The sequence below is a fragment of the Salinibacterium sp. ZJ450 genome (assembly GCF_011751885.2).
Taxonomy (GTDB): Bacteria; Actinomycetota; Actinomycetes; order Actinomycetales; family Microbacteriaceae; genus Ruicaihuangia.
Window position 1 is genome coordinate 3,128,476 of the sequence record NZ_CP061771.1, and the last position, 26,480, is coordinate 3,154,955.

A 26,480-nucleotide genomic window follows, 5' to 3' on the forward strand; every position below is an offset into this window, starting at 1 on the left:
CACGATGTCCGCTTCCGACCGTTTCCCGTTCTTCCGTGAGTTCCAGCCGCCCGCCGGGGCCGAGGGGTGGGAGCGGATGTATCCGTACTTCCTCACCTCGCAGCCGGAGGGTGAGCGGCTCGAAGACGCCCGCCTCTGGTTCGCCGACACCATGCACTGGTCGCGCGCGGTGTACCCGCTCGACAGCATCGGCGCCGAAGCGGTCTACCTCGGCGCTGGCCAGAACAGCGCCCGCATCTTCGCGCTGCCCACCTCCCTCGGCCTGGACATGCGGGTCGTCAACGGATACGTGTACATCTCGCCCACAGGCATCACCGACCCCGACTTGATCAATGAACGGCTCGTCCACTTCCAGGAGCGCGCAGGCTACTACTTCGCAAACTGGGAGGAGCTGTACGAGAAGTGGAAGGCGAAGATGAGCGCCGTCGTCGACACGATGCGGGCCATCGACTTCCCGGCCCTCGCCGAGTACGAGCCGATCGAGGTCGTCACCGAAGCCCGCGGCCGGTCCACCGCCTGGGACCTGATCGCCGGCTACCACCAGCTCATCGACGACTTCTTCGTCGCCTGGCAGCACCACTTCGAGTTCCTCAACCTGGGCTACGGCGGCTACATCACCTTCTTCCAAACCTGTAAGCAGTTCTTCCCCGAAATCTCCGACCAGGCGGTTGCGCGAATGGTCGCCGGTGTCGACGTGCTCGCATTCCGCCCAGATGACGAGCTGCGCGGGCTAGCGCGCAAGGCCGTCGAACTCGGCGTCGACGACATCGTGACCCGTCGCGATGACCCGGCGGCGATCGTCGCCGCGCTGCGCGACACTGAGCACGGCCGGGCGTGGATCGACGCGCTCGAGACCGCGAAAGACCCATGGTTCAACTATTTCGCCGAGTACGGCTTCCTGCACGACCAGGACACCTGGCTGTCGAACCCGTCCATCCCGTTCGCGGGCATCGCCCGCTACATCCAGATGCTGCAGGGCGGTGAGAACATTGCGCGGGATGTCGCGAAGCTGCGTGCCGAGCGCGACGAGATCGTCGCCGAGTACCGCGGCCTGCTGTCCGACGACGAGGCGGCGCAGTTCGACGGCATGCTGCAACTCGCGCGCACGGTGTTCCCGTTCATCGAGGAACACAACATCTACGTCGAGCACTGGACCCATTCGGTGTTCTTCCAGAAGCTCCGCGAACTGGCCGCACGCCTGGTCGAGGCCGGCTTTTTCGAGGACGTGGAAGACATGTACCTGCTGAACCGGTTCGAACTGGACGAGGTGCTGTCCGACGTGGTCGCGTCACACGTGATCGGCGTTCCCGCCCGCGGCGTGCAGAAGTGGCGGGCCGAGGTCGCCGCGCGACGGGACATTATGACCGCGCTGCGCACGCAGCCGGCCGCTCCCGCCCTCGCAACCCCGCCGGACGAGATCACTGATCCGTTCGCGATCATGAACTACGGCGTCACGACCGAGCGCATCCGCGGCTGGCTCGGCCAGACCGGCGGCGGCGAGGGCGCACTCGCAGGAGCCGCGGCATCCCCCGGAGTCGTCGAGGGCGTCGCCCGCGTCATCCTGACCGAAAAAGACCTGCCGCAGTTGCAACCGGGCGAGATTCTCGTCGCGCCGATCACCGCCCCGTCGTGGGGTGCGGCGTTCTCGGTGGCATCCGCGGTAGTGACCGACATCGGCGGCATGATGTGCCACGCCGCGATCGTCTGCCGCGAATACGGGTTGACCGCCGTGGTCGGCACCGGCTTCGCGACCACCCGCATCGCGACGGGTCAACGGATCAGGGTCAACGGCGACGACGGCACGGTGACCATCATCGGTGAAGCAGAGAAGGCAGCATGACAATCCTCACCGATTCCACGGCCCCGGAGGCGTCGGACCTGAGCCTGGTGGGCGGCAAGGCCATCGGGCTTGCCAGAATGACCGCGGGCGGCATCCCCGTCGCCCCATGGCTGACGGTGTCCACCCGGGTGCACCGCGATTTTCTCGAACAGACACAACTGAACGCTCACATCGAAAGCGTGGTCGAGGGGATCGACTGGCACTCGCAAGACAGCCTGGCCGAGGCCGAGCAGACGATCGCGGCGGTCTTCGCCGAAACGCCGGTTCCCCCGGCCATCGCGGAGGACATCGCCGCCGGCTACCGCGGACTCGCGGAGCGGATCGGGGTGCCAGAGCTCTCGGTCGCGGTTCGCTCCTCGGCGACCGCGGAGGACACCCCAGACTCGAGCTTCGCCGGCGAGTATGAAACATACGTCGGCATGGTCGGCGCCGAGCAGGTCATCGAGCACGTCAAGCTGTGCTGGGCGAGCGGATTCACCGCGCACGCCATGGCCTACGCGCACGACCGGGGCTTCTCTCCGCTCGCGGTGTCGATGGCGGTGGTCGTGCAGAAAACCGTCAAGGCGCGCGCGGCCGGGGTCATGTTCACCCTCAGCCCGGCCACCGGCGACCGCTCGCGGATCGTGGTCGAGGCCAGCTGGGGAATCGGGCTGGCCGTCGTCGGCGGCGAGGTCACCCCCGACCGCTACGCGGTGGACAAGGTAAGTCTCAACATCCTCGAGCGCATCCCTGGCGACAAGAGAATCGAGTACCTCGACGGCCAGCGGTCGACCCCGGTCGAGGAATCCCGACGGGCAGTGCTCTGCCTGTCCGACAGCGAGGTGCTCGAGCTGGCGCGGCTCGGGAAGACGCTGGAGAAGCAGCAGGGCGTTCCGCAGGACATCGAGTTCGCGATCGATCGGGAATTGCCAGACGGGGCGAACATCATCCTGCTGCAGTGTCGCCCCGAGACCGTGTGGTCCACGCGCAAGCGGGCGGCGGCCGCCGCGTTGCCGCTGATCGACCAGGTCGCCGCGAGCGTGTTCGGGCTCGGCAAGCCCGGGTCGGCTGGCAGACGCGACCTCGTCCTGGGGGAGGTGGGCCATGCCCGCTGACGCACTCTGGGACGCCGAGAACGACACCCGGCCATGGGCAGACACCCAAGCCGCGCAGGCGCAACAGCTTCCCGGCCTCATCCGGCGGCTGTCGTCGGCGTCGGACGGGTGGCGGGAACACCTGAAGCGGGCGGATGTCGCGGGCGCGGCATCCCTGGAGAGCCTTGCCAGCATCCCGTTCACCACCAAGGACGACCTGCGGGCGAGCCAGGCTGAGACCACGAGTGGCACGCCACTCGGCAGCCTGCAGGCCGCACCCACTGGTGAGCTGGTGCAGATCATCGCGTCCTCCGGGACGACCGGCACCCCAGTGTTCTTCGGCCTGACCGAGGGCGACTGGGCGCGCTGGAAGTTCAGTATCGGCAATGCCTTCTTCACCGCCGGGGTGCGCCGCCCGAGCATCGTGGCGTTGACCACCGGCATGCCCATGGTTGCGGGTGGCATCGCCTACGCCGATGCCATTCGGGAAGCCGGCGGAACGCTCGCCTGGGTCGGCGGACAAACTGTGCCGCGCACCGCGACGATTCTCGAGCGACTGGGCGTCGATGTCTTCGTCGGCACGGCCTCGTACGCGACCTTCTTCGCCGATCGGATCGCCGAAGAGCTCGGCAGGCCAGCCACCGAACTCTCGGTGCGCACAATCATCGGCGGCGGCGAGCCCGGGCTCGGCGTGCCCGAGATCCGCGAGAAGGTCGCGGCCGCGTGGGGGGCCACCCGCGTGAGCGAGATCATGGGGCTCGGCGACGTGCTGCCGGCGATGTGGGCGGAGTGCCCGGTGGGCCAGGGCATGCACTTCACGGCCGCGCCGAGTGTGCTGGTCGAGCTGATCGACCCGGACAGCGGGGAGCACGTGCCATGGGACTCGGGAGCGACCGGTGAGGCGGTGTACACGACCCTCCTGCGCGAGGCGTCGCCCGTGGTGCGGTTCCGCTCGCGGGACCATATGGAGGTCACCGGGATGGACTGCGCCTGCGGGCGTACCTCGCCGACCGTGCGCTGCATCGGCCGCACCGACGACATGCTCATCTACAAGGCGATGAACGTGTTCCCCTCGGCGATCCGCGAGGTCGTTCTGGGCGCCAGTGAAGGACGACTGACAGGAGCAATGCGCATTCGCAAGGAGACCGCCGCTCAGGTGCGGTTCGATGACCCGATTCCGCTGGAGATCGAGGTCAGCGACGCCATGCCTGCGGCCGAACGGGACAGATTGCTGGCCACCATTGCGGAGCAGGTGCGACAGCAGCTTCGCGTGCGGGTCAGCCCCGAAGCGCTGCAACCCGGCACGATCCCGGTGGGCGCATACAAGAACGCACTCACCTACGTGGGGGAGCAATGACGACGGTTGACATCAACGCCCTCGAGGCGATCGACATACACGTGCACATCGACATGGACGACCATGGCCATGCATCGCTGCCCGACCACCTGATGGAGGGCGCGCAAGCGCACTTCCAGTCCTCGGGAGGCATTCCCAAGCTGGCGGATATCGCTGCCTTCTACCGCGAGCGAAAGATGGCCGCCGTCGTCTTCACTGTCGACTCGGAGTCCGTAACCGGCCAACGCGCCATCTCGAACGATGAGATCGCCGACGGCGCCGCGCAACACTCCGATGTGCTCATTCCGTTCGGCAGCATCGACCCCGCCAAGGGTAGTGCCGCAGTGGATGAGGCCCGACGGTTGGTGACGGAACGCGGCATCCGCGGCTTCAAACTGCATCCGAACCTGCAGGCGTTTTTCCCGAACGAGCGGAGCGTGTATCCGTTCTACGAGCAAATCGAGCAGTTGAACGTGCCGATCATCTTCCACACCGGACAAAGCGGTGTCGGCTCCGGGCTGCACGGGGCTGGCGGACTGCGGCTGAAGTATTCCAATCCTCTCCATATCGACGACGTCGCGGTGGACTTTCCGGATCTGCGCATCGTGATGGCGCATCCGTCCTTCCCTTGGCAGGATGAAGCGCTCGCTGTGGCGGCGAAGAACCCGAACGTATACATCGACCTGTCGGGGTGGTCACCGAAGTACTTCCCACCCAACCTCGTGCAGTATGCGAACAGCCTCCTGAAGGATCGGGTGCTCTTCGGGTCGGACTATCCGCTGCTCACGCCCGACCGCTGGATTGCCGACTTCGACAAGCTCGAGATCAAACCCGAGGTGCGGCCGCTGATCATGAAGCAGAACGCGGTGCGTCTGCTCAGGCTCGACTAGCGGCCCGGGTCAGGCCGCGGCACGTTCCCAGGTGAGGTTAGCGGCTGGCCGCTGCGGCTCCCCTACGCCGACTCGCGCGCCGGGAACACCTGCGGGTGGCTGCCGGCGATCTGCTCGATCACGCGAACCACCTGGCAGCTGTAGCCGAACTCGTTGTCGTACCAGACGTAGAGCACCAGGTTGCGGCCGTTCGAGATCGTGGCAAGCCCATCGACGATGCCGGCGCGGCGGGACCCGACGAAGTCGCTGGAGACGACCTCGGGCGAGTCGATGTAGTCGATCTGCTGGCGCAGCGCTGAGTTCAGCGAGAGTCCGCGCAGGTAGGCGTTGACGTCATCCTTGGTGGCAGCGCGGTCCAGGGTGAGGTTGAGGATGGCCATCGACACGTTCGGCGTGGGCACCCGGATGGCGTTGCCGGTCAGCTTGCCCGCAAGCTCGGGCAGCGCCTTGGCGACAGCGCTGGCGGCCCCGGTCTCAGTGATCACCATGTTCAGCGCGGCGGCGCGGCCGCGGCGGTCGCCGTTGTGGAAGTTGTCGGTGAGGTTCTGGTCGTTGGTGAACGAGTGCACCGTCTCGACGTGGCCGTGCTCGATGCCGTATTCGTCGTTGATCGCCTTCAGCACTGGGGTGATGGCGTTGGTGGTGCAGGATGCCGCGGAGAGGATGAGGTCGTCGTCGCCGATCACGTCGTGGTTGATGCCGTGCACGATGTTCTTCAGGTCGCCCTTGCCCGGGGCGGTGAGCAGAACCTTGGAGACGCCCTTCGCCTGCAGGTGCTGCGACAGCCCGTCCCGGTCGCGCCAGCGGCCGGTATTATCGACGACGATCGCGTCGTCGATGCCGTAAGCGGTGTAGTCGACGGTCGTGGGGTTGTCGGAGTAGATCACCTGGATCAGGGTGCCGTTGGCGAGGATCGTGTTGTTTTCGGTGTCGACCGTGATGGTGCCCTCGAACGGGCCGTGCACCGAGTCGCGGCGCAGCAGGCTCGCCCGCTTGATCAGGTCTTTCTCGCCGCCTCTGCGCACCACGATGGCACGCAGCCGCAGGCCCTGGCCGTTGCCGTCGTGCGCGATGAGAATCCGGGCGAGCAGGCGGCCGATGCGCCCAAAGCCGTACAGCACGACATCCCGACCCTCCTCCGCCTCGCCGCCGCCGAGCACGTCGGAGAGTTCGGTGCGCAGGAAGTCGTCCAGGCCGCGGCCCTCGCCGATCTCCTTGTAGCGGGTCACCAGCTTGGCCAGGTCAACGGATGCCGCGCCAAGGTCAAGCTCGGACAGCGCCTCGATCAGGGGCAGGGTCTCCTGTACGGCAAGCTCGGTGTTGTCGAGCTGCCGCGCGTAGCGGTGCGCCTTGAGGATCCCGATGGCCGACTTGTGAATCAGCCGCCGCCCGTGGATCGACACCACCACGCCGCGCTCTCGGTACAGCGCACCGATCAGCGGAATCATGCGTTCAGCGATCGCCTCCCGAGTCATCCAGTGTTTCAGAGCGGTGTCGGAGGCGTTGTTCATGACTTCCTTTGGGTCAGGTGGTACTTCCATCCTGACAAGAGTCGCCACTTCTGATGCGCCAGTAGCGCGCGAAACCTCGGCAGATCGGTGCCCTGCGTTAAATTTCGCGACTCTTTCGAGCGGTTCGCGAGGACGGCCCCGGTCTGCGGCTGGCCGGCCAGGTTGCCGACTGAGATCTGGCATTCGGTCGTTCCCGACCGCGCCGAAGGACCAAACGCCAGACTTCGCGAGCCGCGGCGCGAGGCGACTCAGGAATGCTTACTCTGGTCCATCCACCACTCGGTGAACTCGCGCGCCCTGCCGTCGTCGGCCAGCCGGATCACCCACAGGTTGCTGTAGGTGCGGCCGTCCTTGTAGTTCGTGACGCCCTGAACGATCGCGACATCCGTGGTGACCGACAGCGGCGACCAATCGAAGGTCGCGGCCCCCGATTCATCGCGGCGCTCGAGCCAGTTCGACACGATCTCGTCGTGCCCGCGCCAGGGATCCAGCCACGGGTCGGTGCGGTACTCGGCATCCTCGGTGAAGATGGCGCGGATGTCGTCCGGCTCATTGGATTCCCACGCCCGGCGATATCCTTCGACCCACGCGGTGACGGTGTCTGCCATGCCTCCGTTTTACTCTCGAACCGCTGGCGGCGGCACCCCTCTGCGGAACATGTGTGTGGATTAGGCTTCGACCGCGCACACCGCCGCCACGAAACGGCAGGCGCGAACCGACAGAGAGGTCATCCGCATGAACGTCAGCACCGCCCAACGAGACAGCCTCAAGCAGCAAATCGGCTCGTTCGGAATCTGGCGCACTCACTCAAAGTGCGACACCTCGTTCGTGCAGCAGGTTGAGCGGCTGGGCTTCGGCGCCCTCTGGCTGGGCGGGTCGCCCGCTGGCGATCTGGTGGAGGTCGAGCGGATGCTCTCCGAAACCTCAACGCTGGTGATCGCCACGGGCATCATCAACATCTGGCGCGCAGATGCCGAGCAGGTGGCCGAGTCGTTCCACCGGGTGGCCGCCGCGCACCCTGGCCGGTTCATCCTCGGCATCGGCGGTGGCCATCCGGAGCGCGACAACCCGCTGGCCGGGCGGCCGTACGAGGCAATGCTGCAATACCTCGACGTGCTCGATCGGCAGGACGTGCCATCCGAATCACGGATGCTGGCAGCCCTCGGCCCGCGCATGCTGCAGCTCGCCGCCGACCGGTCGCTCGGCGCGCATCCGTACCTGACAACTCCCGGACACACCAGGGAAGCCCGCGAGATCATCGGTGCCGAGCCGCTACTGGTGCCGGAGCAGCGCATCGTGATTGAAGCGGACCCCGACCTCGGGCGGGAGCTGGCTCGGCAGACGATCGCGCCGTACCTCAAGCTGACAAACTACCGCCGCAATTTCGAGCGCTTCGGGTTCGACGAGGAGAGCATGCGGGATGTCGGCAGCGACGCGTTGATCGACGGCCTGGCGGCGCACGGGCCTGCTGAGGTCGCAGCGTCTCGGCTTCTGGAGCACTTGGATGCCGGTGCGGATCACGTGGCGGTGCAGGTCATTGCGGCGCCCGACGACGAATCGGATGCCTACCGGGCGCTGGCCGAGCAACTTGAGCTGACGTCTGCGGAGCGCGTCTGAGCTCTCGCCTGTGGGCCGGAGCCGGTGAGGGGGGGTCGCTCCGTCGTCACAGGTAAACCGCGGACAAGTACGCTGAAGACCGTGGATGAGACTACGCGCGTGGCCGAAACCAGGCGACTGCGCGACGCCGTCGCGACGGCTGCCACCTCGAAGACGGTGCGCGGGTTCTTCTCCGGCATAGCGTTGCTTGGGCGTGGGCTCGGCATGTGGGTCACTTCGCCGAAGCTGATGCTGCTCGGCGCGATCCCCGCCCTCATCGTCGGAGCCGTTTACGCCGCGCTGATCGTGCTGCTCGCGGTCAACATCGACGGCATCGCGGTGTGGCTCACCCCGTTCGCCGAGGGCTGGGACGAACCGTGGCGTCTGGGCACGCGGATCGCCGCCGGCGGCGCACTGTTCGGATTCACCGGCCTTGTGCTGGTGTACACGTTCGTGGCGATCACGCTGACCGTCGGCGACCCGTTCTACGAGCGGATCTGGCGGAAGGTCGAGCAGCGTCTCGGCGAACCACCCGCCGACCCGGACGAGTCGTTCTGGACGTCGATGTCGCGCGGCATCGGCAACGGACTGCGCCTGCTGCTGCTCACCGCCACGGTGGGCATCGGGCTGTTCGTGTTGGGCTTCATTCCGGTCGTCGGTCAGACCGTGGTGCCGGTGCTCGCGGCGTCCCTCGGCGGCTGGTTCCTAACGTTGGAACTCACCGGCTTCGCGTTCGACGCACGGGGGCTGTCGCTGCGCGACCGGCGACGGATGCTCGGAGCTCGCCGCTCGACCGCGCTCGGCTTCGGCGTCGCCACCTATCTACTGTTCCTTGTCCCGCTGGCTGCGGTGGTGGTGATGCCGGCGGCGGTCGCCGGTGCGACCCTGCTCAGCCGAAGCGCGTTGGAGAACCCCGCGACGACTACTCCTACCGCTGCGGGGTGATGATCTGGCGGATCGCCGCGCCGCTGGCGAGTTCGTCGAGGGCCTCGTTGATCTCGTGCAGCGGACGGTAGCCGCTGATCAGCCGTTCGACCGGCAGGTTGCCGTCGCGCCAGAGGTCGATCATTGCCGGGATGTCGATCTGCGGCCGGGTCGAGCCCATGTACGAGCCGGTGATGGTCTTGCTCTCTGCCACGATCGGCAGCGCGGGAATGGTGAGGGTGGCCGACGGGTGGGGCAGGCCGATCGCCACGGTGGTGCCACCGCGGCCGGTGAGCGCCACTGCCTGCGCCAGCACCGCGGCCGAGCCGACGGCCTCGAACACCCAGCGCGCGCCGCCGGTCACGTCGGCGACCATCTGGGCCGCGTCATCCGGAGTCGCAATGTGGGTGGCGCCCATCTCTCGGGCGCGTTCGCGCTTCTGCTCCACAGGGTCGACCGCGACAATGACGGATGCCCCGACCGCGGCGGCCGCCATCACGGCCGACAGCCCGACCCCGCCGAGACCGATCACCACCACGGTGTCGCCGGCCTGCACGCCGGCGGTGCGGGTGACCGCGCCGAAGCCGGTGGACATGGCGCAGCCGAACAGCGCCGCCACGTCGAACGGGATGTCGTCGTCGACGCGCACCAGCGAGGAGCGATCGATCACCGCGTAATCGCTGAAGCCGGAGACACCCAGGTGATGGTTGACCGGCTGGCCCGCGGCATCCGACAGGCGTCGCCCACCGGCCAGCAGCTCGCCGGCGCCGTTGGCCGCCGCGCCGGGCGTGCAGAGCGCGGGCTGGTCGGCGAGGCAGAACGGGCACTCGCCACAGGAGGGCACATAGGCCATGACGACATGGTCGCCGGGCTTCAGATCGCTGACCTCGGAGCCGACCGCTTCCACGACGCCGGCGGCCTCGTGCCCGAGCAGCATCGGCAGCGGGCGAACCCTATCGCCGTTGACCACGGAGAGGTCGGAGTGGCAGACGCCCGCGGCCTCGACCCTAACCAGCACTTCACTCGGTCGCGGGTCGTCGATGTGCAACTCGTGGATGCCCAGCGGCTGCGAGGTGGCGTACGGTTGTTCGGCGCCGGCGGCGGTGAGCACGGCTCCACGAATCTTCATTGATCTCCTATCGGCGGCGACAGCAGCTTACCGACGGTCTGGTTCGTGGCCGATCAGCCGCTCAGTCCGATCAGCTGAGGCGCGATATCGTCGACGGCCGCATGCCACTCGACTCGCGACATCCGCGATTCGGCCGACGGCACCGAGTCGGCAAGGAAAGTCAGCAGCTCGACGGCCTGCTCGGGCGCCAGCATCCGGTTCATCGGATCAACGACGTCGACCCAGCGGTCGCGGGCACGGCGCCAGTGGTCGGCCGAGTCGCGGCCTGCCGGGTCGGCGTCTGCCCGCGCGAGCATGGTGCGGAGCGCCGACGCGAGCCGTGCGGGTATCTCGATCTCAGCCACCTGCTGACCCTAACCGACACGGCAGGGGGCAGGCGGCTCAGCCGGTCAGCTGGCGAGCGACTGCTGCGCGCCCGCCTGGATCTCGCGCAGCAGCTGCTGGTTCGGCTTCGCGGAGTCCGCGGTCAGCACGGAATCGAGCACGGCATTCGCTTCATCGGTGCTGATCCCGAGCGCGAGCGCGACCTCGGTCAGCAGCGGCCGCTTGGCGTCGCGGAGCATCTCCTTCTCGGCCGGCGACAGGCCCTTGCCCGTCATCCGCCGAGACAGGTCGCGCACGACCGCGGCGCCGTTCAGGATGTCGCCGGAGCTCAGCTTCTCGCGGTTCTCCTTGATCCGGCGCGACCAGCGGGTCTCCTCGACGGCGTCGGCGTCACGCAGAACGTCGAACAGCGCTTCGATCTCGGCGCTGCTCAGCATGTCGCGCAGCCCCACAAGGCCGGCGTTGTCGACCGGCACACTGATGGTGAGGTTCGAGTTCTCGACGTCGAGCACCAGGTATGACCTGTCGACGCTGCGCACCGTGCGATGCGTGATGGCACGGATCGTTGCCGGTCCGTGGTGGGGGTGAACGATGGTCTGACCAGTTGCAAAGTGCATGTGAGATTCCCGGGGTGCGCGTGAGCGCCACACTCGAAATCAACGGCCGGATGGACACGGGGTCATCACACCTAGACGGTCGTCCCGCCGCCCGACCGACAGAGTCGGCGGGCCCACGGCGGGCGCGCGAACATGCTCACAACCGCATGGGCGGAAGCGCTCGTGCTCGCGAGCTTGGCAGGCTTCCATTGTCTCACGCAGAGGCGACATGTTCTCGGTTACGGTGCCAGATGAGCTTTGCCCGCGAACCCTAGATTTGTATATGTCATACCTATAGGCTGACCACCAGCGCCTCCCCCGAAAGGGGGGTAACGGCGTCGGGCACACATCCGCTGCGTTCGGGTCGCATGCGGGTGGGGCCTGCTTCACCCCCAGGAGCTGAGCATTCGGGTTGCGCATCTGTTGGGGGTGAAGCCCTCTGTCTTCCCCTTGCCTTGTCCGTGTCGGATGTCGGTGTCAGGGTAGGAGCATGGCGATCGAGGTTCGGCCGGCGACGCGGTTCGACGACGTGAAGGCGATGATTGGACCGAAGCGGCCCGACGCGAACGTGTGCTGGTGCCTGAGCTACCGCATCCCCTCGAAGCAGAACCTGGAATTGCGCGGCCCGGCGCGGGGCGATCTTGTGCATCAACTCGTCGGGCAGCATCCGCCGCCCGGAGTCCTCGCGTACGACGGCGACGAGGTCGTCGGGTGGGCGGGCGTGCATCCGCGCGCCGACACCGGTTTCGCGACCAATCGCCGGATCCCGCACGTCGACGATCTCGATGTGTGGTCGGTGTGGTGCATTCGGGTGCGGCCCGGGCATCGAGGCCAGGGAATCTCGCATCACCTGCTGCGCGGCGCGGTCGAGTTCGCCCGTGAGCATGGCGCCCCCGCCATCGAGGGCTATCCGCTCGATAACCAGGGCAAGAAGATCGATCTCACCATGGCCTATGTGGGTACGCGCTCGCTCTTCGAACAAGCCGGTTTCGTCAAGGCCGCCGACACCGATTCGGTGCTCAATGGGTTCCCGCGCGTGCTCATGCGGCTCGACCTGCGCTGACAGGCGCCGGGCGACACTTGGATTTCGAGCTGTGGACAACCCTGTGCACAACTTGGGTATGACCTCGTCCCGCCTGTGTAGAGCGGCCGGCCCTGCATTCGCATTGAATGACACGCGTGTAATTCGAATCAGGCGATTGATCAGCGAGTTTCGCATAGAACACTCGTTCGCCATGGATGGAGCGGATGTCGCGCGCCTGTTGACAGCCCCGCCACGGCAAGGTTGTGGATAACCGGCCGCTCCGACGACCTGATGATCCGCCGCCTCGGCTGCCGCTCATGCGATCATCGGGTGTGCAGATGGAACGGCGGCCCACGGGATGACGACGGTTGCCGAGCGTCAAGACGAGGAACAGCCACCCCTCCCGCGATCCCGCTGGCGCACCCTGGCCATCCCGGATCGCTATCGCGAGTGGGCGGGCATCGCCGCGGTGACCGTCACCGTCGCCGCGTCGTACATCGTGTTCGCGGCGTGGCAGTGGTCGCAGTTCACGGTGAAGTCCTGGGACCTCAGCATCTTCGCCCAGCTGCTCAGCCGGTACGCGGCCCTGCAACCTCCAATTGTGACCGTCAAGGGCGACGGGTTCAATCTTCTCGGCGACCACTTCCACCCGCTGCTGGCACTGCTCGCGCCGATCTACGCGATCTTCCCGCACGCTTTCAGCCTGCTGGTGATCCAAGCCGTGTGCTTCGCCGTGGCCGCGGGGATTTTCACGCGTGCCGCGCAGCGCAGGATCGGGCCGGCCGTCGGTGTTCTGCTCGGTCTGGCGTTCGGGCTCAGCTGGGGGCTGCAGTACGCCGCGGAGGCGCAGTTCCACGAAATCGCCGTCGCCGTGCCGCTGCTCACCGCCAGCCTAACGGCGGTCCTCGAGAAGCGGTGGCGGGCCGCCGCGCTCTGGGCGGCCCCGCTCGTGTTCGTCAAGGAGGACCTCGGGCTCACGGTCGTGGCGATCGGCGTGCTCATCGCGTTCCAAGCTCGCAAACCCCTCGGACTGTGGCTGGCCGCCTGGGGGTTCGGCTGGTTCGCCCTCGCCACGCTCGTCATCCTCCCCGCCTTGAATCCGAACGGCGCCTGGGCCTACGCCGACAAGGCCAACCCCGGCGCAGTGCTCTCCGACCTGGCCGCCCTGTTCGACCCGGCCAAAGCGGAGACCCTGCTACTGCTCGCGGTCATCACCGGCGGTCTGATCGTGCGCTCCCCGATCACGCTCGTGCTGATACCGACTCTCGCGTGGCGGTTTCTGTCCACCAATCACGGCTATTGGGGTCCCGACTGGCACTACAGCGCTGTGCTGATGCCGATCGCGTTCGTCGCGCTCCTTGACGCAATTGAGCGCGGTCGCGGCAGCCGCTGGGCGTGGCTGCGGCAGTACAGCGGGCACGGCGCCGTCATCGCGATCACGTCCGCTCTGCTGCTGCAACCCGGTTTGCCGCTCGGCACCATCCTCTCCCCCGCCTCGTGGGCGGCACCCGACCGTGCGGCCGCCGCGACCAGCGTGCTCGACGCGGTGCCTGCCGGAGCGAGCGTCGAGACGGATGTCGGTCTGATGAGCTACCTCGTCGACGACCACGACGTGTACTGGATCGGCAACACGAACCCCACCCCCGACTGCATCCTCATCGATCCCGTCGCAGGCGGGACGCCCGGCGAGTGGGGGGACGTGCTCGCCATCGCCGAGCGACTGCATCCGGGCACGACCTATGCGCTCACCTACCGCGACAGCGGTTATGAACTCGCATGCCGCAGCGAGGACGGCGCCGACTAGATCGCCTCGTCGGGGGGTGGTGGAATCTCGGATGCCGGCGGGATACTCGGGAGCACCTGAAGGACTGAAGGATGGACACCACCATGACCCGTCAACCCACTCCGGTAGACCCTCCGCAGCTGCATCAGAACCCCGCCTTCGCGCAAGGCATGCTCGTTCCCGCCGGGCCGATGCTTTACGTCGGCGGGCAGAACGGCACGGACAGTACCGGCGCTCTGCTCGACGGACTCGAAGCGCAGACGGAACAAGCCATGCGCAACGTGCTCGCCGTGCTGGCTGCCGCCGGAACTGGCCCCGAGCATGTTGCCAAGTTGACGATCTATCTCGCCGCCGGGATCGACCCCGGGGCGGCCTACGCCGCGACGCGCTCGGTATGGGGTGAGCACCGCACCGCCGTCACCGTGCTTGCCGTCACCCCGGCACGACCGGGTGCGCTCGTCGAGATCGACGCGGTGGCCGCGATTCCGGAGCAGTGACCTGGAATTCGGGGGCGTCATTTTCCGGCCGGGCGCGAAGCTCTACAGCGACGAAGACGCATCCTCGTGGAGCGGTGATGTCGGGTCTGGCTCAGTTGGCCAGTGAGCGCACCACTCGTGCAGGCGAGCCCACAACAACGGTGTTTTCCGGTACGTCCTTCGTGACCACGGACGCAGCCGCCACGACAGCGTTATCGCCGATCGTCACGCCCGGCAGAACGGTCACATTAGCACCGATCCACACATTGCGGCCGATGACGATGGGGGCCGGATGCATGTCCGCGCGGCGGCTCGGCATGAGGTCGTGGTTGAGCGTGGCCATCACCGTGTTGTGCCCGATTAGGCAGTCATCCCCAATGACGACACCGCCTTGATCCTGGAACTTGCACCCTGAATTGATGAAGATCCGCTCCCCGAGGGTGATGTTCTTGCCGAAGTCGGAGTAGAAGGGTGGGAAAACTGTCACAGATTCGTCAACTGGCTTGCCGATCAGCTGAGCCAGCAGCTCCCGCACCCGCGCCGGTTCCTGGTATCCGCCGTTGAGCTCGCCGGTGATGCGCAGGGCATCCTGGCTGACCTGGTGCATGACTTTATGCAACGGCGAGTCCCCCGTGATGGTCTGGCCTGCGTTCAGCGACTCGAGGAGATCGTCGAGTTCCATGGTGGCCTTTCATTGCGTCTCGCGTATCTGGCTGCGTGAGTCGAGGTTCTGAGCTGTAGCACAGCCTAATGTCGCGGATGTCGTCGGCCCTCCTTTGCACCTGCCGCTCTAGGATCGCACTATGGATTTGGTCCTGATGTTCGTAGCCGCCGTGGCGGTGCTGACCATCGGGGTCGTTTCTATCGTCGTCGTGATCCGGACGCGGACGAAGCGTCGACGGTTGGAGAACGAGCGCAAGATCGCTGCGCACCTGGCCGAGTTGGAACAGCGTGCAGGGTCATCGCTCGTGCGAGCCGACGAGCGCATCCGCCTGGTTGACGATGAGCTCGGCTTCGCCGTTGCCGAGTTCGGGGACGCTGCGACGACCGAGTTCCGTGCGGCGCTCCACCGTGCTCGCCAGCGGCTGAGCGAGGCATTCCAGCTGAACCAGCGCCTCAGCGACCACGTGCCAGACACTGTCGACCAGCGGCGAGAGTGGAACGAGCGCATCGTCGCTCTCTGCCAGTCGGCGGAGTCATCACTCACGGAGCAGTCCGCAGCCTTCGCCGCCCGCCGGGCCGCGGCGCACAAGGCGCCATCGGACATCCAGCGGGTGCGGGGCGAGATCGAGCGCATCCGGCAGTCTTTGCCGCCCAGCCGGAACGCATTAGCCCAGCTCGCCGAGCGGTACTCGGACGCCGCGCTCGACCCGATCACGGCGAACCCCGTTCAAGCCGAGCGATTGCTCGAGTTCGCCGAGCGGAGCACTCAGGTCGCCGAGTCCCGGCTCACCCGATCTCGCGACGCGGAGGCGGCCGCCGCGCTGCACGCCGCGGTCGAGTCCATCCGGCGGGCGCAAGCGCTCCTCGACGCCATCGACAGTTTCGAAGTCGAGGCAATCAAAGCCGAGGCCGCCCTGACCGCGATGGTCGCGGAATCGCATGCCGAACTGGTCGCTGCCAGGCAGCTTCCGGAATCCGCCCGCCGCGCACGCATCGATCCGGCGATCGCAGACCTCGAGGGCGCGCTCAGAGCCCTGCCGCCCTCCGACTCGCTGCGCGACCCGGTCGGTTCGCTCTCGGCTGTGCGTCAGGCGAATACCGCGCTGGATGACGCGGTCGCCGAGCACGCACAGCAGGCAGATCGGCGAGAGCGGATGCGCGCGCAGCTTGTCACCGCGATCGATGACGCCGAGCAGCAGATCGCGGCAGCGCGCGGCCTCGTTCTCGACTACCAAGTGCCGGTCGGTCCGGATGCGCGCACCCGGTTGGCCGAAGCTGAGCGTGAACTCGCCAGCCTCACCGAAGAGCGCGAGCCTGAGTCCGCCATTGCGCGTGCCCGCCGCGCGGCTGGGCTGGGTGCGGAAGCTGCAGCCATAGCTCGCGCCGATCTCTCGCGCGCGCAGGGATACGGGCACGGCTCGTATGGTTCCCCGCGCACCGGCTACGGTTCGACGGGATCGCAGGTGCTCGGCGGCGTCCTCGGAGGGCTTGCTATCGGCGGCCTGCTCGACGGCCTGGGCGATCTCGGAGACTTCGGTGACTTCTTCGGCTGAGAGTCGGGGCCAGCAAAGAACGAGACGATCTTCGCGACATCCTCGGGGGTCCGTGACACATCCGGGCAGCTACCCCGTGAGACCCTTCTGGAATGGCGAACTCCCAGTCCGGCGACTCGATGGTTCAGCGCATCGTGCGCATCCTCGAATCCTTCGACGGCGCCCGAACGAACCAGACCCCGTCGGAGATCGCCCGACGAACCGGACTCCCGGTGTCGAGCACTCACCGCATCGTGGGCGAACTGGTGACATCCGGTCTCCTGGAACGCGAGGAGCAGGGGTCGGTGCGCATCGGCCTCAAGCTCTGGGAGCTGACCACGCGCGGCTCACGCGCGCTCGGGCTCCGGCAACTGGCCATGCCGTTCATGGCAGACGTGCAACGGGAGATCCGTGAGCACACCCAGCTCGCCGTGCTCGACGAGCACGAGGTGCTGTTCATCGAGCGACTGTCCGATCGCGACTCCGGGGCGAACATCACCAAGGTCGCCGGGCGCCTGCCGATTCACGCGTCCTCATCGGGGCTCGTGTTGCTCGCCCACTCGGATCCGGCGCTGCAAGAGGCGGTCCTGGCCGCGCCGCTGAAACCAGTGTCCGCGGAAACGATCACCGACCCCCGACTGCTCCGCGACAAGCTGCACGAGATCCGCAGAATCGGCTACGCCTTCGCGCCCGGATCGATCGAATCGGTCTCGACCGGCATCGCGGTGCCGGTGAAGGATCCGTTCGGAGGCGTGGTTGCCGCACTCTCGGTCGTGCTGCCGCGGGGCAGCGAGCAGGAGCCAACCACGGTGCGCGTGCTCAAACAGGCTGCAGCCGGGATCACCCAGGCGATCAGGGACAGCAACTTCATTTCCCATTGAATAGGAAAGCGCGCCTCGGGGCCGAGGAGTGAGCCGAGAATATCGAGAACAGCCCGTTCGCAGTCAAAGGAGACGTCGTGACCAACACCGTTCGCACCCAGGTCGGCATCATCGGCGCGGGACCCGCCGGCTTGATGCTCTCGCACCTGTTGCACCGCGCGGGCATCGACTCCATCGTGATCGAGAACCGCAGCCGCGAGGAGGTCGAGCAGACCATCCGGGCCGGCATCCTCGAGAACGGCACCGTCGACCTCCTGGCCGAGACCGGAGCATCCGATCGGGTACTCACCGACGGGCACCGACACGACGGCATCGAGTTCCGCTTCGGCGGCGAGGGACACCGGATCGACTTCGCCGACCTGGTTGGCCGGGCCGTCTGGCTCTACCCGCAGCATGAGGTCCTAAAAGATCTGATCGCGACCCGGCTGCGCGATGGCGGCGACATCCGGTTCGGGGTCACGGCGAGCGCGGTTGCGGATGCCGACACCGACGCCCCGCGGATCATCGGCACCGACGCGGATGGCGCGCCGTTCGAGATCGTCGCCGATTTCGTGATCGGCGCCGACGGATCGCGCAGCGTCGCCCGCGAGGCGGTGACCGGGTCATCGACCGGCGGCTACTTCCGCGAGTACCCGTTCGCCTGGTTCGGCATCCTCTGCGAAGCACCGCCGAGCGCCCCGGAGCTGATCTACAGCGCCTCGGAGCACGGGTTCGCCCTGATCAGCCAGCGCAGTGAGACGGTGCAGCGAATGTACCTGCAGTGCGACCCGGAACTGGATCCGACATCCATGAGCGACGCCGAGATCTGGGACTCGCTGCAGGAGCGAGTCGGCGGCGGCCTCATCGAAGGGCCGATCTTCCAGCGCGACGTGCTGCGCTTCCGCAGCTTCGTCGCCCATCAGCTGCGCCACGGTCGCGTGTTCCTGGTCGGCGACGCGGCGCACACGGTGCCACCCACCGGCGCGAAGGGGCTGAACTTGGCGGTTGCCGATGTTCGCCTGCTGGATGGCGCCATTCAGGAGTTCTACCGCACCGGCTCGACTACGCAGCTCGACGAGTTCCCCGAACGGGCATCGAAGCGCATCTGGCGCGCGCAGCACTTCTCCTGGTGGATGACAAGCATGCTGCACGCTGCACCCGGCGCGACCGAGTTTGACGAACGCCGACGACGCGGCGAGCTGGAGTCGGTAGTCTCCTCTCGGGCGGGCCGCCAGTACCTGGCAGAGGCATACACCGGGTGGCCATTTGTGGGTGGCGAGTCGGCGCTCTAATCACGACGCAGGAGAGGACCCCGATGGCAGGCGGGAACAGCGAGCCCGGACGAACGGTGACCACGAAGGTCCTGGCCATTCTCGAGGCGTTCGAGCAGTCGCGCGGCGCGCTTACCCTCACCGAGATCGCCGAGAGCTCGGGCATGCCGCTGAGCACCGCCCATCGACTGGTCACCGAACTCACCGAGTGGGGCTTGCTCTTCCGCGGAGCGCAGGGTCGCTATCAACTCGGCATCCGCCTGTGGGAGCTGGCTCAGAATGCCTGGCGTCCGCTCCGGGAGACGGCGCGTCCGTTCATCCAGGATCTGTTCTCGCTCACCGGCGAAACGGCGCACCTTGCCGTGCGGGAAGGCAACGAGGTGCTGTACATCGACCGGGTGTACGGATCAAAGCGCGTTCCCCGGGCGTCGCGCGTAGGCGGGCGGCTGCCGATGCATGCGACCGCCGTCGGCAAGGTGATCCTCGCGTTTGAGGAGGAATGGGTGCGAAGCGCGTACCTCGATCGCGGGCTGGAGCATCGCACGGCGCACACGCACGTCGAACCGCGTCTCCTCGCCGAGGAGCTCGCACAGATCCGGGAGCAGGGGTACGCGACAACGCTGGAGGAGGTACGGCTGGGCTCCTGTTCGATCGCCGTGCCGGTGTTCCACTCCGGACGCGTCGGTGCCGGGCTCGGCCTGGTCATGCTGTCGACACAGGCGGCGACGATGGTCCGCCATTTGCCCACCCTGCGCGGGGTCTCCGCACAGATCGAGCGCGCCACCGCCCACATCCCCCTTGAGGCGTTCCTCGCACGCGGCTCCGCCCTCCGCGATTGATGCCATCACACTAAAATCACTTCCGCTGGACGGAAGTGTTGGCAGGCCTCGCGCGCCTCGGTGAGCCAGACTGTGGGAACCGAACCTGCACCGGGAAAGAACATAGGAGTTCACATGTCGTCCTCAACGGAAACGATGGGCCGCTGCCCAGTCGCGCACGGAGCGGAAGCACCGGCAGGACATCACGGCTACGAACCGTTCCAGCTGAAGGATCCGTTCCCCGCCTATGCAGAGCTTCGCGCCGAGCAGCCGGTCATGTTCGATGAGCGCACCGGCCTCTACGTGGTCTCTCGTTACGAGGACATCAAGGCCGTGTTCGACGACTGGGAGACCTTCTCCAGCGAGAACGCGCAAGCTCCAGTTCGTGAGCGTGGCGCTGCGGCGAAGCAGATCATGGAGGACGGCGGATTCACCGCGTACTCCGGGCTCTCCGCCCGCCGCCCACCCGAGCACACCCGCATCCGTGCCGTCGTGCAGAAGGCATTCACGCCGCGCCGCTACAAGGCACTCGAGCCGGCAATCCGACAGAACGTGATCGAGCTCACCCAGAAGATGCTCGCGCAGCCCGACCATCACGGTGACGTCTTCCGCGACATCGCATACGACGTGCCGACGATCACGATCCTCGCGCTCATCGGCGCCGATACCTCACAGGTTGACACCTTCAAGCGGTGGAGCGACTCTCGCGCGGCAATGACCTGGGGTGACCTCAGCGACGAGGAACAGATCCCGCACGCCCACAACCTGGTCGAGTACTGGCAGGAATGCCTGCGCCTGGTGCGCGTTGCACACGAGGAGGGCGGCGACAACCTGACCGCTGACCTGGTGCGTGCGCAGGCAGAAGGCGCCGACATCTCCGACCACGAGATCGCCTCCGTCGCGTACAGCCTCCTCTTCGCCGGCCACGAGACCACCACGACGCTCATCGCCAACTCGCTGCGCGTGCTGCTCGCACACCAGGAGCAGTGGCAGCAGCTGGTCGAGGACTCCGCCCGCATCCCCGCCGCCATCGACGAGGTGCTGCGCTACTCCGGCTCGATCGTCGCCTGGCGCCGCAAGGCGCTTAAGACTGCGGATGTCGCCGGCGTGCGGATCCCCGAGGGAGCCGAGCTGCTCTTGCTCATGGGATCGGCCAACCGCGACGCCGAGAAGTTCGACGACGGCGAGGCATTCGACATTTCACGACCGAACGCCCGCGAACACTTGTCGTTCGGCTTCGGGATTCACTACTGCCTGGGCAACATGCTGGCCAAATTGCAGGCGAAGGTCGTGCTCGAGGAAGTCACGCGGCTGGCGCCGAACCTGAGACTGCAGGACCCCGAGCAGATCACCTTCCGCGAGAACATCTCGTTCCGTGTGCCCGAGGCTGTGCCGGTGAGCTGGGAGGCCGCGTGATGCGCAGCACCGAATTCGTCCAGTTCTTCGATGGCGGAATCGAGCCGCGGCTTGACCAGCTCGGCGGCAAGGGCGCCTCCCTGGTCACCATGACCACCGCGGGGATGCCGGTTCCTCCAGGCTTTATCGTGACAACCGCCCAATTCGACGCCTTCATGCACGCGGCCGGGATCGCCGAGAAGATCGAGCAGCTGCTCGCCGACCTCGACCCCGAGGACATCGTCCACGTCGACCGCGTGTCCGCCGACATCCGCGATTCAATTTGCTCGTGTCCGGTGCCCGACGACTTGCGCGCCGAGACCATCGGCGCGTATGAGGCGCTGCAGACTCGCTTCAGCAGCCCCGTCCCGGTCGCGGTGCGCTCCAGCGCAACCGCGGAGGACCTGCCCGACGCATCCTTCGCCGGCCAGCAGGACACCTACCTGTGGCTGACGGACGTCGCCGCAGTGACCGAGCACATCCGAAAGTGCTGGGCGTCGCTGTACACCTCGCGCGCCATCATCTACCGACTGCGCAACAACATCCCTGCCGAGGGACTGTCCATGGCGGTGGTCGTGCAGAAGATGGTCAACAGTCTGGTTTCCGGCGTCGCGATGACCCTCGACCCGACCAACGGCGACCGCTCCAAGATCACCATCGACTCGTCATACGGCGTCGGCGAGCTGGTCGTTTCCGGGCTGGTCACGCCTGACAACATCCTGCTCGACAAGGTCACGCTTGCCTTGATCACCGAGCACCTGGGCGACAAGCACATCGAGCTGATCCCGGATGCCTCGGCGGGAGCCCTGATCGAACACGAAGTCGAGCCCGCCCGTCGCGCCGTCCGCAGCCTCACCGACGACCAGTTGCTGGCGGTTGCCCAGATGGCCAAGCGGGCCGAGAAGCACTACCGCAGCCCGCAGGACATCGAGTGGGCGTTGGATGCCGACCTGCCAGAAGGCGAGAACCTGCTGCTATTGCAGTCCCGGCCCGAAACCGTGCACTCCAGCAAGCCGGCCACGAAACCGGTGCCGACCCCGCCCGCGACCGGTGGCTACAGCTTCGGCAGCATCACCTCGGCACTGCTCAAACCGACCACCTGACGTTCCACCCTCTGCTCCATTCACGGCTCACTGTCGAGCCAGACCCGAAAGGATCGCTATGTCACCGAAGTCCTTCCCGAAACCTTCTGATCTTGCGGTGCCATCTGGCGCCGAAGGCTGGGAGCAGCTGTACCCGTACTATCTGGTCTTTCAGGACAAGCTGAAGGAGCAGGAGGACGCCAAGTTCTGGTTCTGCGACAGCCAGCACTGGCCGACGGTGTTCAAGCCGTTCGAAACCATCGGCGGTGAGTTCGCGGTCAAGTGTCTGGGCCAGTACAACTCCCGCCACCTGATGATCCCGAACGCCAACGGCATCGAGTTCAAGATTCACCTCGGCTACCTCTACATGTCGCCGATCCCGGTGCCGGAGGACCAGATCGCCGCCCGTGTACCGCTGTTCGAACAGCGCATTGGCCACTACTTCCAGAACTGGGAGACCTTGCTTGACCAGTGGCGCGTCAAGGTGCGCGGCACGATCGATGAGATGGAGGGCATTTCGTTCACGAAGCTGCCCGACATGGTGCCCATGGAGGACATCGTTTCGGGCAAGGCCAAGGACGGCTCCGAGGTGCTGCTGGACAGCTACGACAGGCTGATCCAGTTGGCCTACCAGAACTGGCAGTACCACTTCGAGTTCCTCAACCTCGGCTACATCGCCTACCTGGACTTCTTCAACTTCTGCAAGGAGGTCTTCCCGAACATCCCCGACCAGTCCATCGCCACCATGGTGCAGGGCGTCGACATGGAGCTCTTCAAGCCCGATGACGAGCTGAAGAAGCTCGCCACCCTCGCGGTGGAGCTCGGGCTGCAGGGTGAGTTCGGCAACACCGACGACGTCGAGGCAACCCTGGCCACCATCGCCGCCGCCCCCGGCGGCGAGCGCTGGATCGCCCAGTACGAGTCGGCCCAGGACCCCTGGTTCAACTTCACCGTCGGCAACGGCTTCTACGGGCACGACAAGTACTGGAACGAACACCAGGAGATCCCGCTCGGCTACATCGCCGACTACATCCGACGCGTCGAGGACGGTCAGGACATCATGCGACCGGTCGCCGCGCTGATCGCCGAGCGTGACCGGATTATCGGGGAGTACCGCGACCTGCTCGACGGCGAGACCCAGGCCACCTTCGACGGCAAGCGTGGGCTGGCCGCCATGGCGTACCCGTACGTGGAGAACCACAACTTCTACATCGAGCACTGGACGATGGGAGTGTTCTGGCGCAAGATCCGCGAGCTGTCGCGGATGCTGCACGCCGAAGGCTTCTGGAACGAACCCGACGACCTGCTCTACCTCGGCCGCAACGAGGTGCGCGATGCGCTGTTCGACCTGGTCACCGGCTGGGGTGTCGGCGCCGAGCCGATCGGCCCGACCTACTGGCCGGACGAGGTCGAGCGGCGCCGCAAGATCGTTGACGCGTTGAAGACGGCCCGTCCGGCTCCGGCGCTGAACACTCCGCCGTCGGTGATCACCGAACCCTTCACCCGAATGCTCTGGGGCATCACCACCGAGCAGGTGCAGTCCTGGCTGGGCGAGGGCGAGGCCGTCGAGGGCGGCGGACTGCGCGGCATGGCGGCATCCCCCGGTGTGGTCGAGGGCCTGGCGCGCGTCATTCATGACGCCGATCAGCTGTCCGAGGTGCAGCAGGGTGAGATCCTGGTCGCCACGGTCACCGCACCCTCGTGGGGTCCGATCTTCGGCAAGATCAAGGCCACCGTCACCGACATCGGCGGCATGATGAGCCACGCCGCGATCGTCTGCCGCGAGTACGGCCTGCCCGCCGTCACTGGAACCGGATCGGCATCCACCACCATCAAGACCGGCCAGCGCCTGCGCGTGGACGGCACGAAGGGCACGGTGCAGATCCTGGACGACGCGGATGCCGGCGAACTGATCGTGTCCGGTCCTGGAGCACACAGTCACAGCCATGGCTGATTTTGCTCCCCGCACCATCCTGATCACCGGCGCGGCCGGCGGGCTGGGTCGAGCGTTCGCGCTCGGCTTCGCCGGCCGCGGCTACCGGGTCGCGGTCGCCGACCTCAACCTCGAGGGCGCCGAAGAAACCGCTCGTCTGGTTCGGGAGGCCGGGGCGGATGCCGCGGCCTTCCGGGCCGACGTCACCAGTCTCGACTCCACCGAGGAACTCGCGGCAGGCGTCGCCGAGTTCGGGGACGGACGCATCGACGTCGTGCTCAACAACGCCGCCGTGTACGCCACCGTCACCCGCAGCCCCTTCGAGGACATCGACCCGGCCGAATGGGACCTGGTGATGGGCGTGAACCTGAAGGGACCCTGGCTCGTCACCCGGGCGGCCAGCCCGTTCCTGCCCGAGGGCGGTCGAGTCATCAACATCTCCAGCGCCACCGTGTACAGCGGATCCGAGCAGTGGCTGCACTACGTGGCATCCAAGGGAGGCGTGGTCGCGCTCACCCGGGTACTGGCCAAAGAGCTGGGGCGACGCGGGATCACGGTCAACGCGATCGCCCCGGGATTCACCCTCACCGAGGCCAGTTACGGACTCATCGACAATGCCGCGGAGTACGGCGTGGACCGCGGCGCGATCAAGCGGGCCAGCCAGCCCGAGGACATTGTCGGAGCCGCCGTGTTCCTCGCCGGCCCCGACAGCGCGTATTTCACCGGTCAAACCATGGTCGTCGACGGCGGCCGACAGTTCATCTAGCACCACCACCCCAAGGAGTAGTCATGCCAACGGTCCATTTCACCGACGCGGACGGCACCGTGCGCGACATCGACGGCAACGTCGGCGACTCGGTTATGGAAACCGCGGTTCGCAACGGCGTGCCCGGGATCGTCGCCGAGTGCGGCGGGTCACTGTCCTGTGCCACCTGCCACGTGTTCCTTCGGGAGGACTGCGCCGAGCATCTGCCCCCGATGAGCGACATGGAAGACGAGATGCTCTATGGCACCGCCGTCGACCGGCAGGACAACTCCCGGCTGTCCTGCCAGCTCAAGCTGGCAGACGACGAGGTATTCATCACTACCCCCAGCACGCAGGTCTGACCATGAGCACCACCGAAACCATCCAGCCCACCGGCCAGCCGGTGGCGGACAGCACCCGGGCGACCCGAACCGGGCTGCTCATCATCGGGGCCAGCCAAGCCGGCGTGCAATTGGCCGTGTCACTGCGCGCCCTCGGCTTCGACGAGCACATCACCCTGCTCGGCGACGAAGATCACCGGCCATACCAGCGGCCGGCACTGTCGAAGGAGTTCCTGCAGGGAACGATGGAGAGCGAGTCGCTCATTTTCCGCTCGAATGACTACTGGGCCGAGCACAACGTGAGCCTGGTCAAAGGCGAGCGGATCGTGCGGATCGATAAGGATGCCGACGGCTCGGGTGTCGCGCACGCGTCATCCGGTGCATCCTTCCCGTTCACCCGGCTGGCACTCACCGTCGGCGCCCGCGCCCGGCGCATGGATGTAGAGGGTTCAGACCTCGACCGGGTGCTGTACCTGCGCAACGCGGATGACGCACTAGAGCTGAAGGCCAGAATCGGCGAAGCCCAGGATGTCGTGATCGTCGGCGGCGGTTTCATCGGGCTCGAGGCCGCATCCAGCCTGCAGAAGCTCGGCAAGAACGTGACGGTGCTGGAATACGGTCCCCGCCTGGTAGGCCGGGCGGTCGGCGAAGAGACCGCTGACTACTTCCTGCGTGCGCACCGTGAGCGAGGACTCGACATCCGGCTCTCCACCGCCCTGCGGCGGTTCGTGCCGGATGCCGATGGCCGCACAGTCGCCGGCGTCGAGCTGCCCGACGGCACCGTGCTGCCGGCCCAGATCGTGATCATCGGCATCGGTGTGATCCCGAACACCGACCTCGCCGAACAGCTCGGGCTCGCGGTCGATAACGGCATCGTGGTCGACCGCTACGCGCTCGCGTCGGACGGCACCACGGTGGCGGTCGGCGACTGCGCGAACATGCCGAACCCGGTGCCCGGGTCGGCGCCAGGCGAGCGGATCCGGCTGGAGAGCGTGAACAACGCGGTCGAGCAGGCAAAGGTCGCCGCGTACTCCCTCACTGGGCGACGCGAGGAGTACGCCGGCATCCCCTGGTTCTGGTCGAATCAGGCCGACCTGAAGCTCCAGATCGCAGGCCTCTGCAGCGGGCACGACCAGACCGTCGTGCGCCGCGACGACGAGCGCGGAAAGTTCAGCGTGCTCTATTACCGCGCCGGGCAGATCATCGCCGCCGACTGCGTCAATGCGCCGCTCGACTTCATGGCGGTCAAGAACGCGCTCGCGCGCGCCCAGAACATCCCTGCCGAGGCTGCCAGCGATCCGGCCGCGGCGCTCAAGACCATCACCATCGACAACTGAT

25 protein-coding genes are annotated in these 26,480 nt (G+C 66.8%); 19 read left to right on the plus strand and 6 right to left on the minus strand.

The features are described from left to right. The first annotated feature begins 4 nt into the window (after nt 1-4). The 4 genes from HCT51_RS15230 to HCT51_RS15245 are packed head-to-tail and all read left to right on the plus strand — an operon-like array spanning nt 5 to nt 5,139. Nucleotides 5-1,840, plus strand: a complete 1,836-nt coding sequence (locus HCT51_RS15230; protein ID WP_166875589.1) for a PEP-utilizing enzyme — start codon at nt 5-7, stop codon at nt 1,838-1,840. Next, nucleotides 1,837-2,934: a PEP/pyruvate-binding domain-containing protein gene (locus HCT51_RS15235; protein ID WP_166875586.1), complete on the plus strand. Its 1,098-nt coding sequence runs from the start codon at nt 1,837-1,839 to the stop codon at nt 2,932-2,934. Before HCT51_RS15230 ends, HCT51_RS15235 begins: the two co-directional genes overlap by 4 nt. Continuing rightward, a complete protein-coding gene (locus HCT51_RS15240; RefSeq protein WP_166875583.1) occupies nt 2,924-4,270 on the plus strand; it encodes a phenylacetate--CoA ligase family protein in 1,347 nt (448 codons plus the stop codon). Before HCT51_RS15235 ends, HCT51_RS15240 begins: the two co-directional genes overlap by 11 nt. Then, a complete protein-coding gene (locus tag HCT51_RS15245; RefSeq protein WP_166875580.1) occupies nt 4,267-5,139 on the plus strand; it encodes an amidohydrolase family protein in 873 nt (290 codons plus the stop codon). The genes HCT51_RS15240 and HCT51_RS15245 overlap by 4 nt, the downstream gene beginning before the upstream one ends. Before the next feature lie 62 nt (nt 5,140-5,201). Here HCT51_RS15245 and HCT51_RS15250 read toward each other — a convergent pair whose 3' ends face one another. Next, nucleotides 5,202-6,650: a glyceraldehyde-3-phosphate dehydrogenase gene (locus HCT51_RS15250; RefSeq protein ID WP_166875577.1), complete on the minus strand. Its 1,449-nt coding sequence runs from the start codon at nt 6,648-6,650 to the stop codon at nt 5,202-5,204. A gap of 248 nt (nt 6,651-6,898) precedes the next feature. Further along, nucleotides 6,899-7,258, minus strand: a complete 360-nt coding sequence (locus HCT51_RS15255; RefSeq protein ID WP_166875573.1) for a nuclear transport factor 2 family protein — start codon at nt 7,256-7,258, stop codon at nt 6,899-6,901. Between the two features lie 127 nt (nt 7,259-7,385). Between HCT51_RS15255 and HCT51_RS15260 the strand changes: the two genes are divergently transcribed. After that, complete coding sequence (locus tag HCT51_RS15260) at nt 7,386-8,267, plus strand: LLM class F420-dependent oxidoreductase (RefSeq protein ID WP_166875569.1); 882 nt, start codon at nt 7,386-7,388, stop codon at nt 8,265-8,267. 81 nt (nt 8,268-8,348) lie between these two features. Beyond that, the gene (locus HCT51_RS15265) at nt 8,349-9,191 is read left to right on the plus strand and encodes an EI24 domain-containing protein (RefSeq protein WP_224760529.1); all 843 of its coding nucleotides are present in this window, start codon (nt 8,349-8,351) and stop codon (nt 9,189-9,191) included. On the opposite strand, the gene HCT51_RS15270 is transcribed toward HCT51_RS15265, so the two are convergent. The 3 genes from HCT51_RS15270 to HCT51_RS15280 are packed head-to-tail and all read right to left on the minus strand — an operon-like array spanning nt 9,175 to nt 11,240. Continuing rightward, complete coding sequence (locus tag HCT51_RS15270) at nt 9,175-10,299, minus strand: zinc-binding dehydrogenase (RefSeq protein WP_166875566.1); 1,125 nt, start codon at nt 10,297-10,299, stop codon at nt 9,175-9,177. The two genes, HCT51_RS15265 and HCT51_RS15270, sit on opposite strands and share 17 nt — an antisense overlap. Nucleotides 10,300-10,352: 53 nt before the next feature. Beyond that, on the minus strand, nt 10,353-10,643 hold the full coding sequence (locus HCT51_RS15275) for a hypothetical protein (protein ID WP_166875563.1): 291 nt from the start codon (nt 10,641-10,643) through the stop codon (nt 10,353-10,355). Nucleotides 10,644-10,688: 45 nt separating this feature from the next. Further along, nucleotides 10,689-11,240: a CarD family transcriptional regulator gene (locus HCT51_RS15280; protein ID WP_166875560.1), complete on the minus strand. Its 552-nt coding sequence runs from the start codon at nt 11,238-11,240 to the stop codon at nt 10,689-10,691. Between the two features lie 469 nt (nt 11,241-11,709). Between HCT51_RS15280 and HCT51_RS15285 the strand changes: the two genes are divergently transcribed. From HCT51_RS15285 to HCT51_RS15295, 3 genes are all read left to right on the plus strand, one after another. Continuing rightward, the gene (locus HCT51_RS15285) at nt 11,710-12,282 is read left to right on the plus strand and encodes a GNAT family N-acetyltransferase (RefSeq protein WP_166875557.1); all 573 of its coding nucleotides are present in this window, start codon (nt 11,710-11,712) and stop codon (nt 12,280-12,282) included. 319 nt (nt 12,283-12,601) lie between these two features. After that, entirely contained in the window at nt 12,602-14,047 is a 1,446-nt protein-coding gene (locus HCT51_RS15290) for a DUF2079 domain-containing protein (RefSeq protein ID WP_166875554.1), read from the plus strand. An 83-nt stretch (nt 14,048-14,130) separates the two neighbouring features. Beyond that, the gene (locus HCT51_RS15295) at nt 14,131-14,523 is read left to right on the plus strand and encodes a RidA family protein (protein ID WP_166875823.1); all 393 of its coding nucleotides are present in this window, start codon (nt 14,131-14,133) and stop codon (nt 14,521-14,523) included. Between the two features lie 91 nt (nt 14,524-14,614). Here HCT51_RS15295 and HCT51_RS15300 read toward each other — a convergent pair whose 3' ends face one another. After that, nucleotides 14,615-15,184 (minus strand): DapH/DapD/GlmU-related protein, encoded by a 570-nt coding sequence (locus HCT51_RS15300; RefSeq protein ID WP_166875551.1) that lies wholly within the window; start codon nt 15,182-15,184, stop codon nt 14,615-14,617. Nucleotides 15,185-15,305: 121 nt separating this feature from the next. Here HCT51_RS15300 and HCT51_RS15305 point away from each other — a divergent pair, with 121 nt between their 5' ends. The 10 genes from HCT51_RS15305 to HCT51_RS15350 all read left to right on the plus strand — a co-directional run bounded on the left by HCT51_RS15305 (nt 15,306) and on the right by HCT51_RS15350 (nt 26,479). Continuing rightward, the gene (locus HCT51_RS15305; protein ID WP_166875548.1) at nt 15,306-16,718 is read left to right on the plus strand and encodes a coiled-coil domain-containing protein; all 1,413 of its coding nucleotides are present in this window, start codon (nt 15,306-15,308) and stop codon (nt 16,716-16,718) included. A 92-nt stretch (nt 16,719-16,810) separates the two neighbouring features. Next, entirely contained in the window at nt 16,811-17,578 is a 768-nt protein-coding gene (locus HCT51_RS15310; protein WP_166875545.1) for an IclR family transcriptional regulator, read from the plus strand. 77 nt (nt 17,579-17,655) lie between these two features. After that, the gene (locus tag HCT51_RS15315; RefSeq protein WP_166875542.1) at nt 17,656-18,849 is read left to right on the plus strand and encodes a 4-hydroxybenzoate 3-monooxygenase; all 1,194 of its coding nucleotides are present in this window, start codon (nt 17,656-17,658) and stop codon (nt 18,847-18,849) included. A 23-nt stretch (nt 18,850-18,872) separates the two neighbouring features. Beyond that, entirely contained in the window at nt 18,873-19,667 is a 795-nt protein-coding gene (locus HCT51_RS15320; protein WP_166875538.1) for an IclR family transcriptional regulator, read from the plus strand. Between the two features lie 114 nt (nt 19,668-19,781). Continuing rightward, the gene (locus HCT51_RS15325; RefSeq protein ID WP_166875535.1) at nt 19,782-21,062 is read left to right on the plus strand and encodes a cytochrome P450; all 1,281 of its coding nucleotides are present in this window, start codon (nt 19,782-19,784) and stop codon (nt 21,060-21,062) included. Beyond that, complete coding sequence (locus HCT51_RS15330; RefSeq protein ID WP_166875820.1) at nt 21,062-22,144, plus strand: PEP/pyruvate-binding domain-containing protein; 1,083 nt, start codon at nt 21,062-21,064, stop codon at nt 22,142-22,144. Before HCT51_RS15325 ends, HCT51_RS15330 begins: the two co-directional genes overlap by 1 nt. Before the next feature lie 58 nt (nt 22,145-22,202). Next, nucleotides 22,203-24,077: a PEP-utilizing enzyme gene (locus HCT51_RS15335; RefSeq protein ID WP_166875532.1), complete on the plus strand. Its 1,875-nt coding sequence runs from the start codon at nt 22,203-22,205 to the stop codon at nt 24,075-24,077. Next, entirely contained in the window at nt 24,070-24,822 is a 753-nt protein-coding gene (locus tag HCT51_RS15340; protein WP_166875528.1) for an SDR family NAD(P)-dependent oxidoreductase, read from the plus strand. Before HCT51_RS15335 ends, HCT51_RS15340 begins: the two co-directional genes overlap by 8 nt. Before the next feature lie 23 nt (nt 24,823-24,845). Beyond that, on the plus strand, nt 24,846-25,163 hold the full coding sequence (locus HCT51_RS15345) for a 2Fe-2S iron-sulfur cluster-binding protein (protein ID WP_166875524.1): 318 nt from the start codon (nt 24,846-24,848) through the stop codon (nt 25,161-25,163). 2 nt (nt 25,164-25,165) lie between these two features. After that, nucleotides 25,166-26,479: an NAD(P)/FAD-dependent oxidoreductase gene (locus HCT51_RS15350; protein WP_166875521.1), complete on the plus strand. Its 1,314-nt coding sequence runs from the start codon at nt 25,166-25,168 to the stop codon at nt 26,477-26,479. The last annotated feature ends 1 nt before the right edge of the window (nt 26,480 follow it).

Excerpts from the sequence above, each read along its gene's own strand:
- HCT51_RS15325 (WP_166875535.1), top strand. The coding sequence starts at position 19,782 with ATGTCGTCCTCAACGGAAACGATGGGCCGCTGCCCAGTCGCGCACGGA.
- HCT51_RS15310 (WP_166875545.1), top strand. The coding sequence starts at position 16,811 with ATGGCGAACTCCCAGTCCGGCGACTCGATGGTTCAGCGCATCGTGCGC.
- HCT51_RS15340 (WP_166875528.1), top strand. The coding sequence starts at position 24,070 with ATGGCTGATTTTGCTCCCCGCACCATCCTGATCACCGGCGCGGCCGGC.
- HCT51_RS15235 (WP_166875586.1), top strand. The coding sequence starts at position 1,837 with ATGACAATCCTCACCGATTCCACGGCCCCGGAGGCGTCGGACCTGAGC.
- HCT51_RS15260 (WP_166875569.1), top strand. The coding sequence starts at position 7,386 with ATGAACGTCAGCACCGCCCAACGAGACAGCCTCAAGCAGCAAATCGGC.
- HCT51_RS15335 (WP_166875532.1), top strand. The coding sequence starts at position 22,203 with ATGTCACCGAAGTCCTTCCCGAAACCTTCTGATCTTGCGGTGCCATCT.
- HCT51_RS15230 (WP_166875589.1), top strand. The coding sequence starts at position 5 with ATGTCCGCTTCCGACCGTTTCCCGTTCTTCCGTGAGTTCCAGCCGCCC.
- HCT51_RS15250 (WP_166875577.1), bottom strand. The coding sequence starts at position 6,650 with ATGAACAACGCCTCCGACACCGCTCTGAAACACTGGATGACTCGGGAG.
- HCT51_RS15285 (WP_166875557.1), top strand. The coding sequence starts at position 11,710 with ATGGCGATCGAGGTTCGGCCGGCGACGCGGTTCGACGACGTGAAGGCG.
- HCT51_RS15345 (WP_166875524.1), top strand. The coding sequence starts at position 24,846 with ATGCCAACGGTCCATTTCACCGACGCGGACGGCACCGTGCGCGACATC.
- HCT51_RS15300 (WP_166875551.1), bottom strand. The coding sequence starts at position 15,184 with ATGGAACTCGACGATCTCCTCGAGTCGCTGAACGCAGGCCAGACCATC.
- HCT51_RS15240 (WP_166875583.1), top strand. The coding sequence starts at position 2,924 with ATGCCCGCTGACGCACTCTGGGACGCCGAGAACGACACCCGGCCATGG.
- HCT51_RS15290 (WP_166875554.1), top strand. The coding sequence starts at position 12,602 with ATGACGACGGTTGCCGAGCGTCAAGACGAGGAACAGCCACCCCTCCCG.
- HCT51_RS15305 (WP_166875548.1), top strand. The coding sequence starts at position 15,306 with ATGGATTTGGTCCTGATGTTCGTAGCCGCCGTGGCGGTGCTGACCATC.
- HCT51_RS15270 (WP_166875566.1), bottom strand. The coding sequence starts at position 10,299 with ATGAAGATTCGTGGAGCCGTGCTCACCGCCGCCGGCGCCGAACAACCG.
- HCT51_RS15255 (WP_166875573.1), bottom strand. The coding sequence starts at position 7,258 with ATGGCAGACACCGTCACCGCGTGGGTCGAAGGATATCGCCGGGCGTGG.
- HCT51_RS15295 (WP_166875823.1), top strand. The coding sequence starts at position 14,131 with ATGACCCGTCAACCCACTCCGGTAGACCCTCCGCAGCTGCATCAGAAC.
- HCT51_RS15350 (WP_166875521.1), top strand. The coding sequence starts at position 25,166 with ATGAGCACCACCGAAACCATCCAGCCCACCGGCCAGCCGGTGGCGGAC.
- HCT51_RS15320 (WP_166875538.1), top strand. The coding sequence starts at position 18,873 with ATGGCAGGCGGGAACAGCGAGCCCGGACGAACGGTGACCACGAAGGTC.
- HCT51_RS15280 (WP_166875560.1), bottom strand. The coding sequence starts at position 11,240 with ATGCACTTTGCAACTGGTCAGACCATCGTTCACCCCCACCACGGACCG.
- HCT51_RS15330 (WP_166875820.1), top strand. The coding sequence starts at position 21,062 with ATGCGCAGCACCGAATTCGTCCAGTTCTTCGATGGCGGAATCGAGCCG.
- HCT51_RS15245 (WP_166875580.1), top strand. The coding sequence starts at position 4,267 with ATGACGACGGTTGACATCAACGCCCTCGAGGCGATCGACATACACGTG.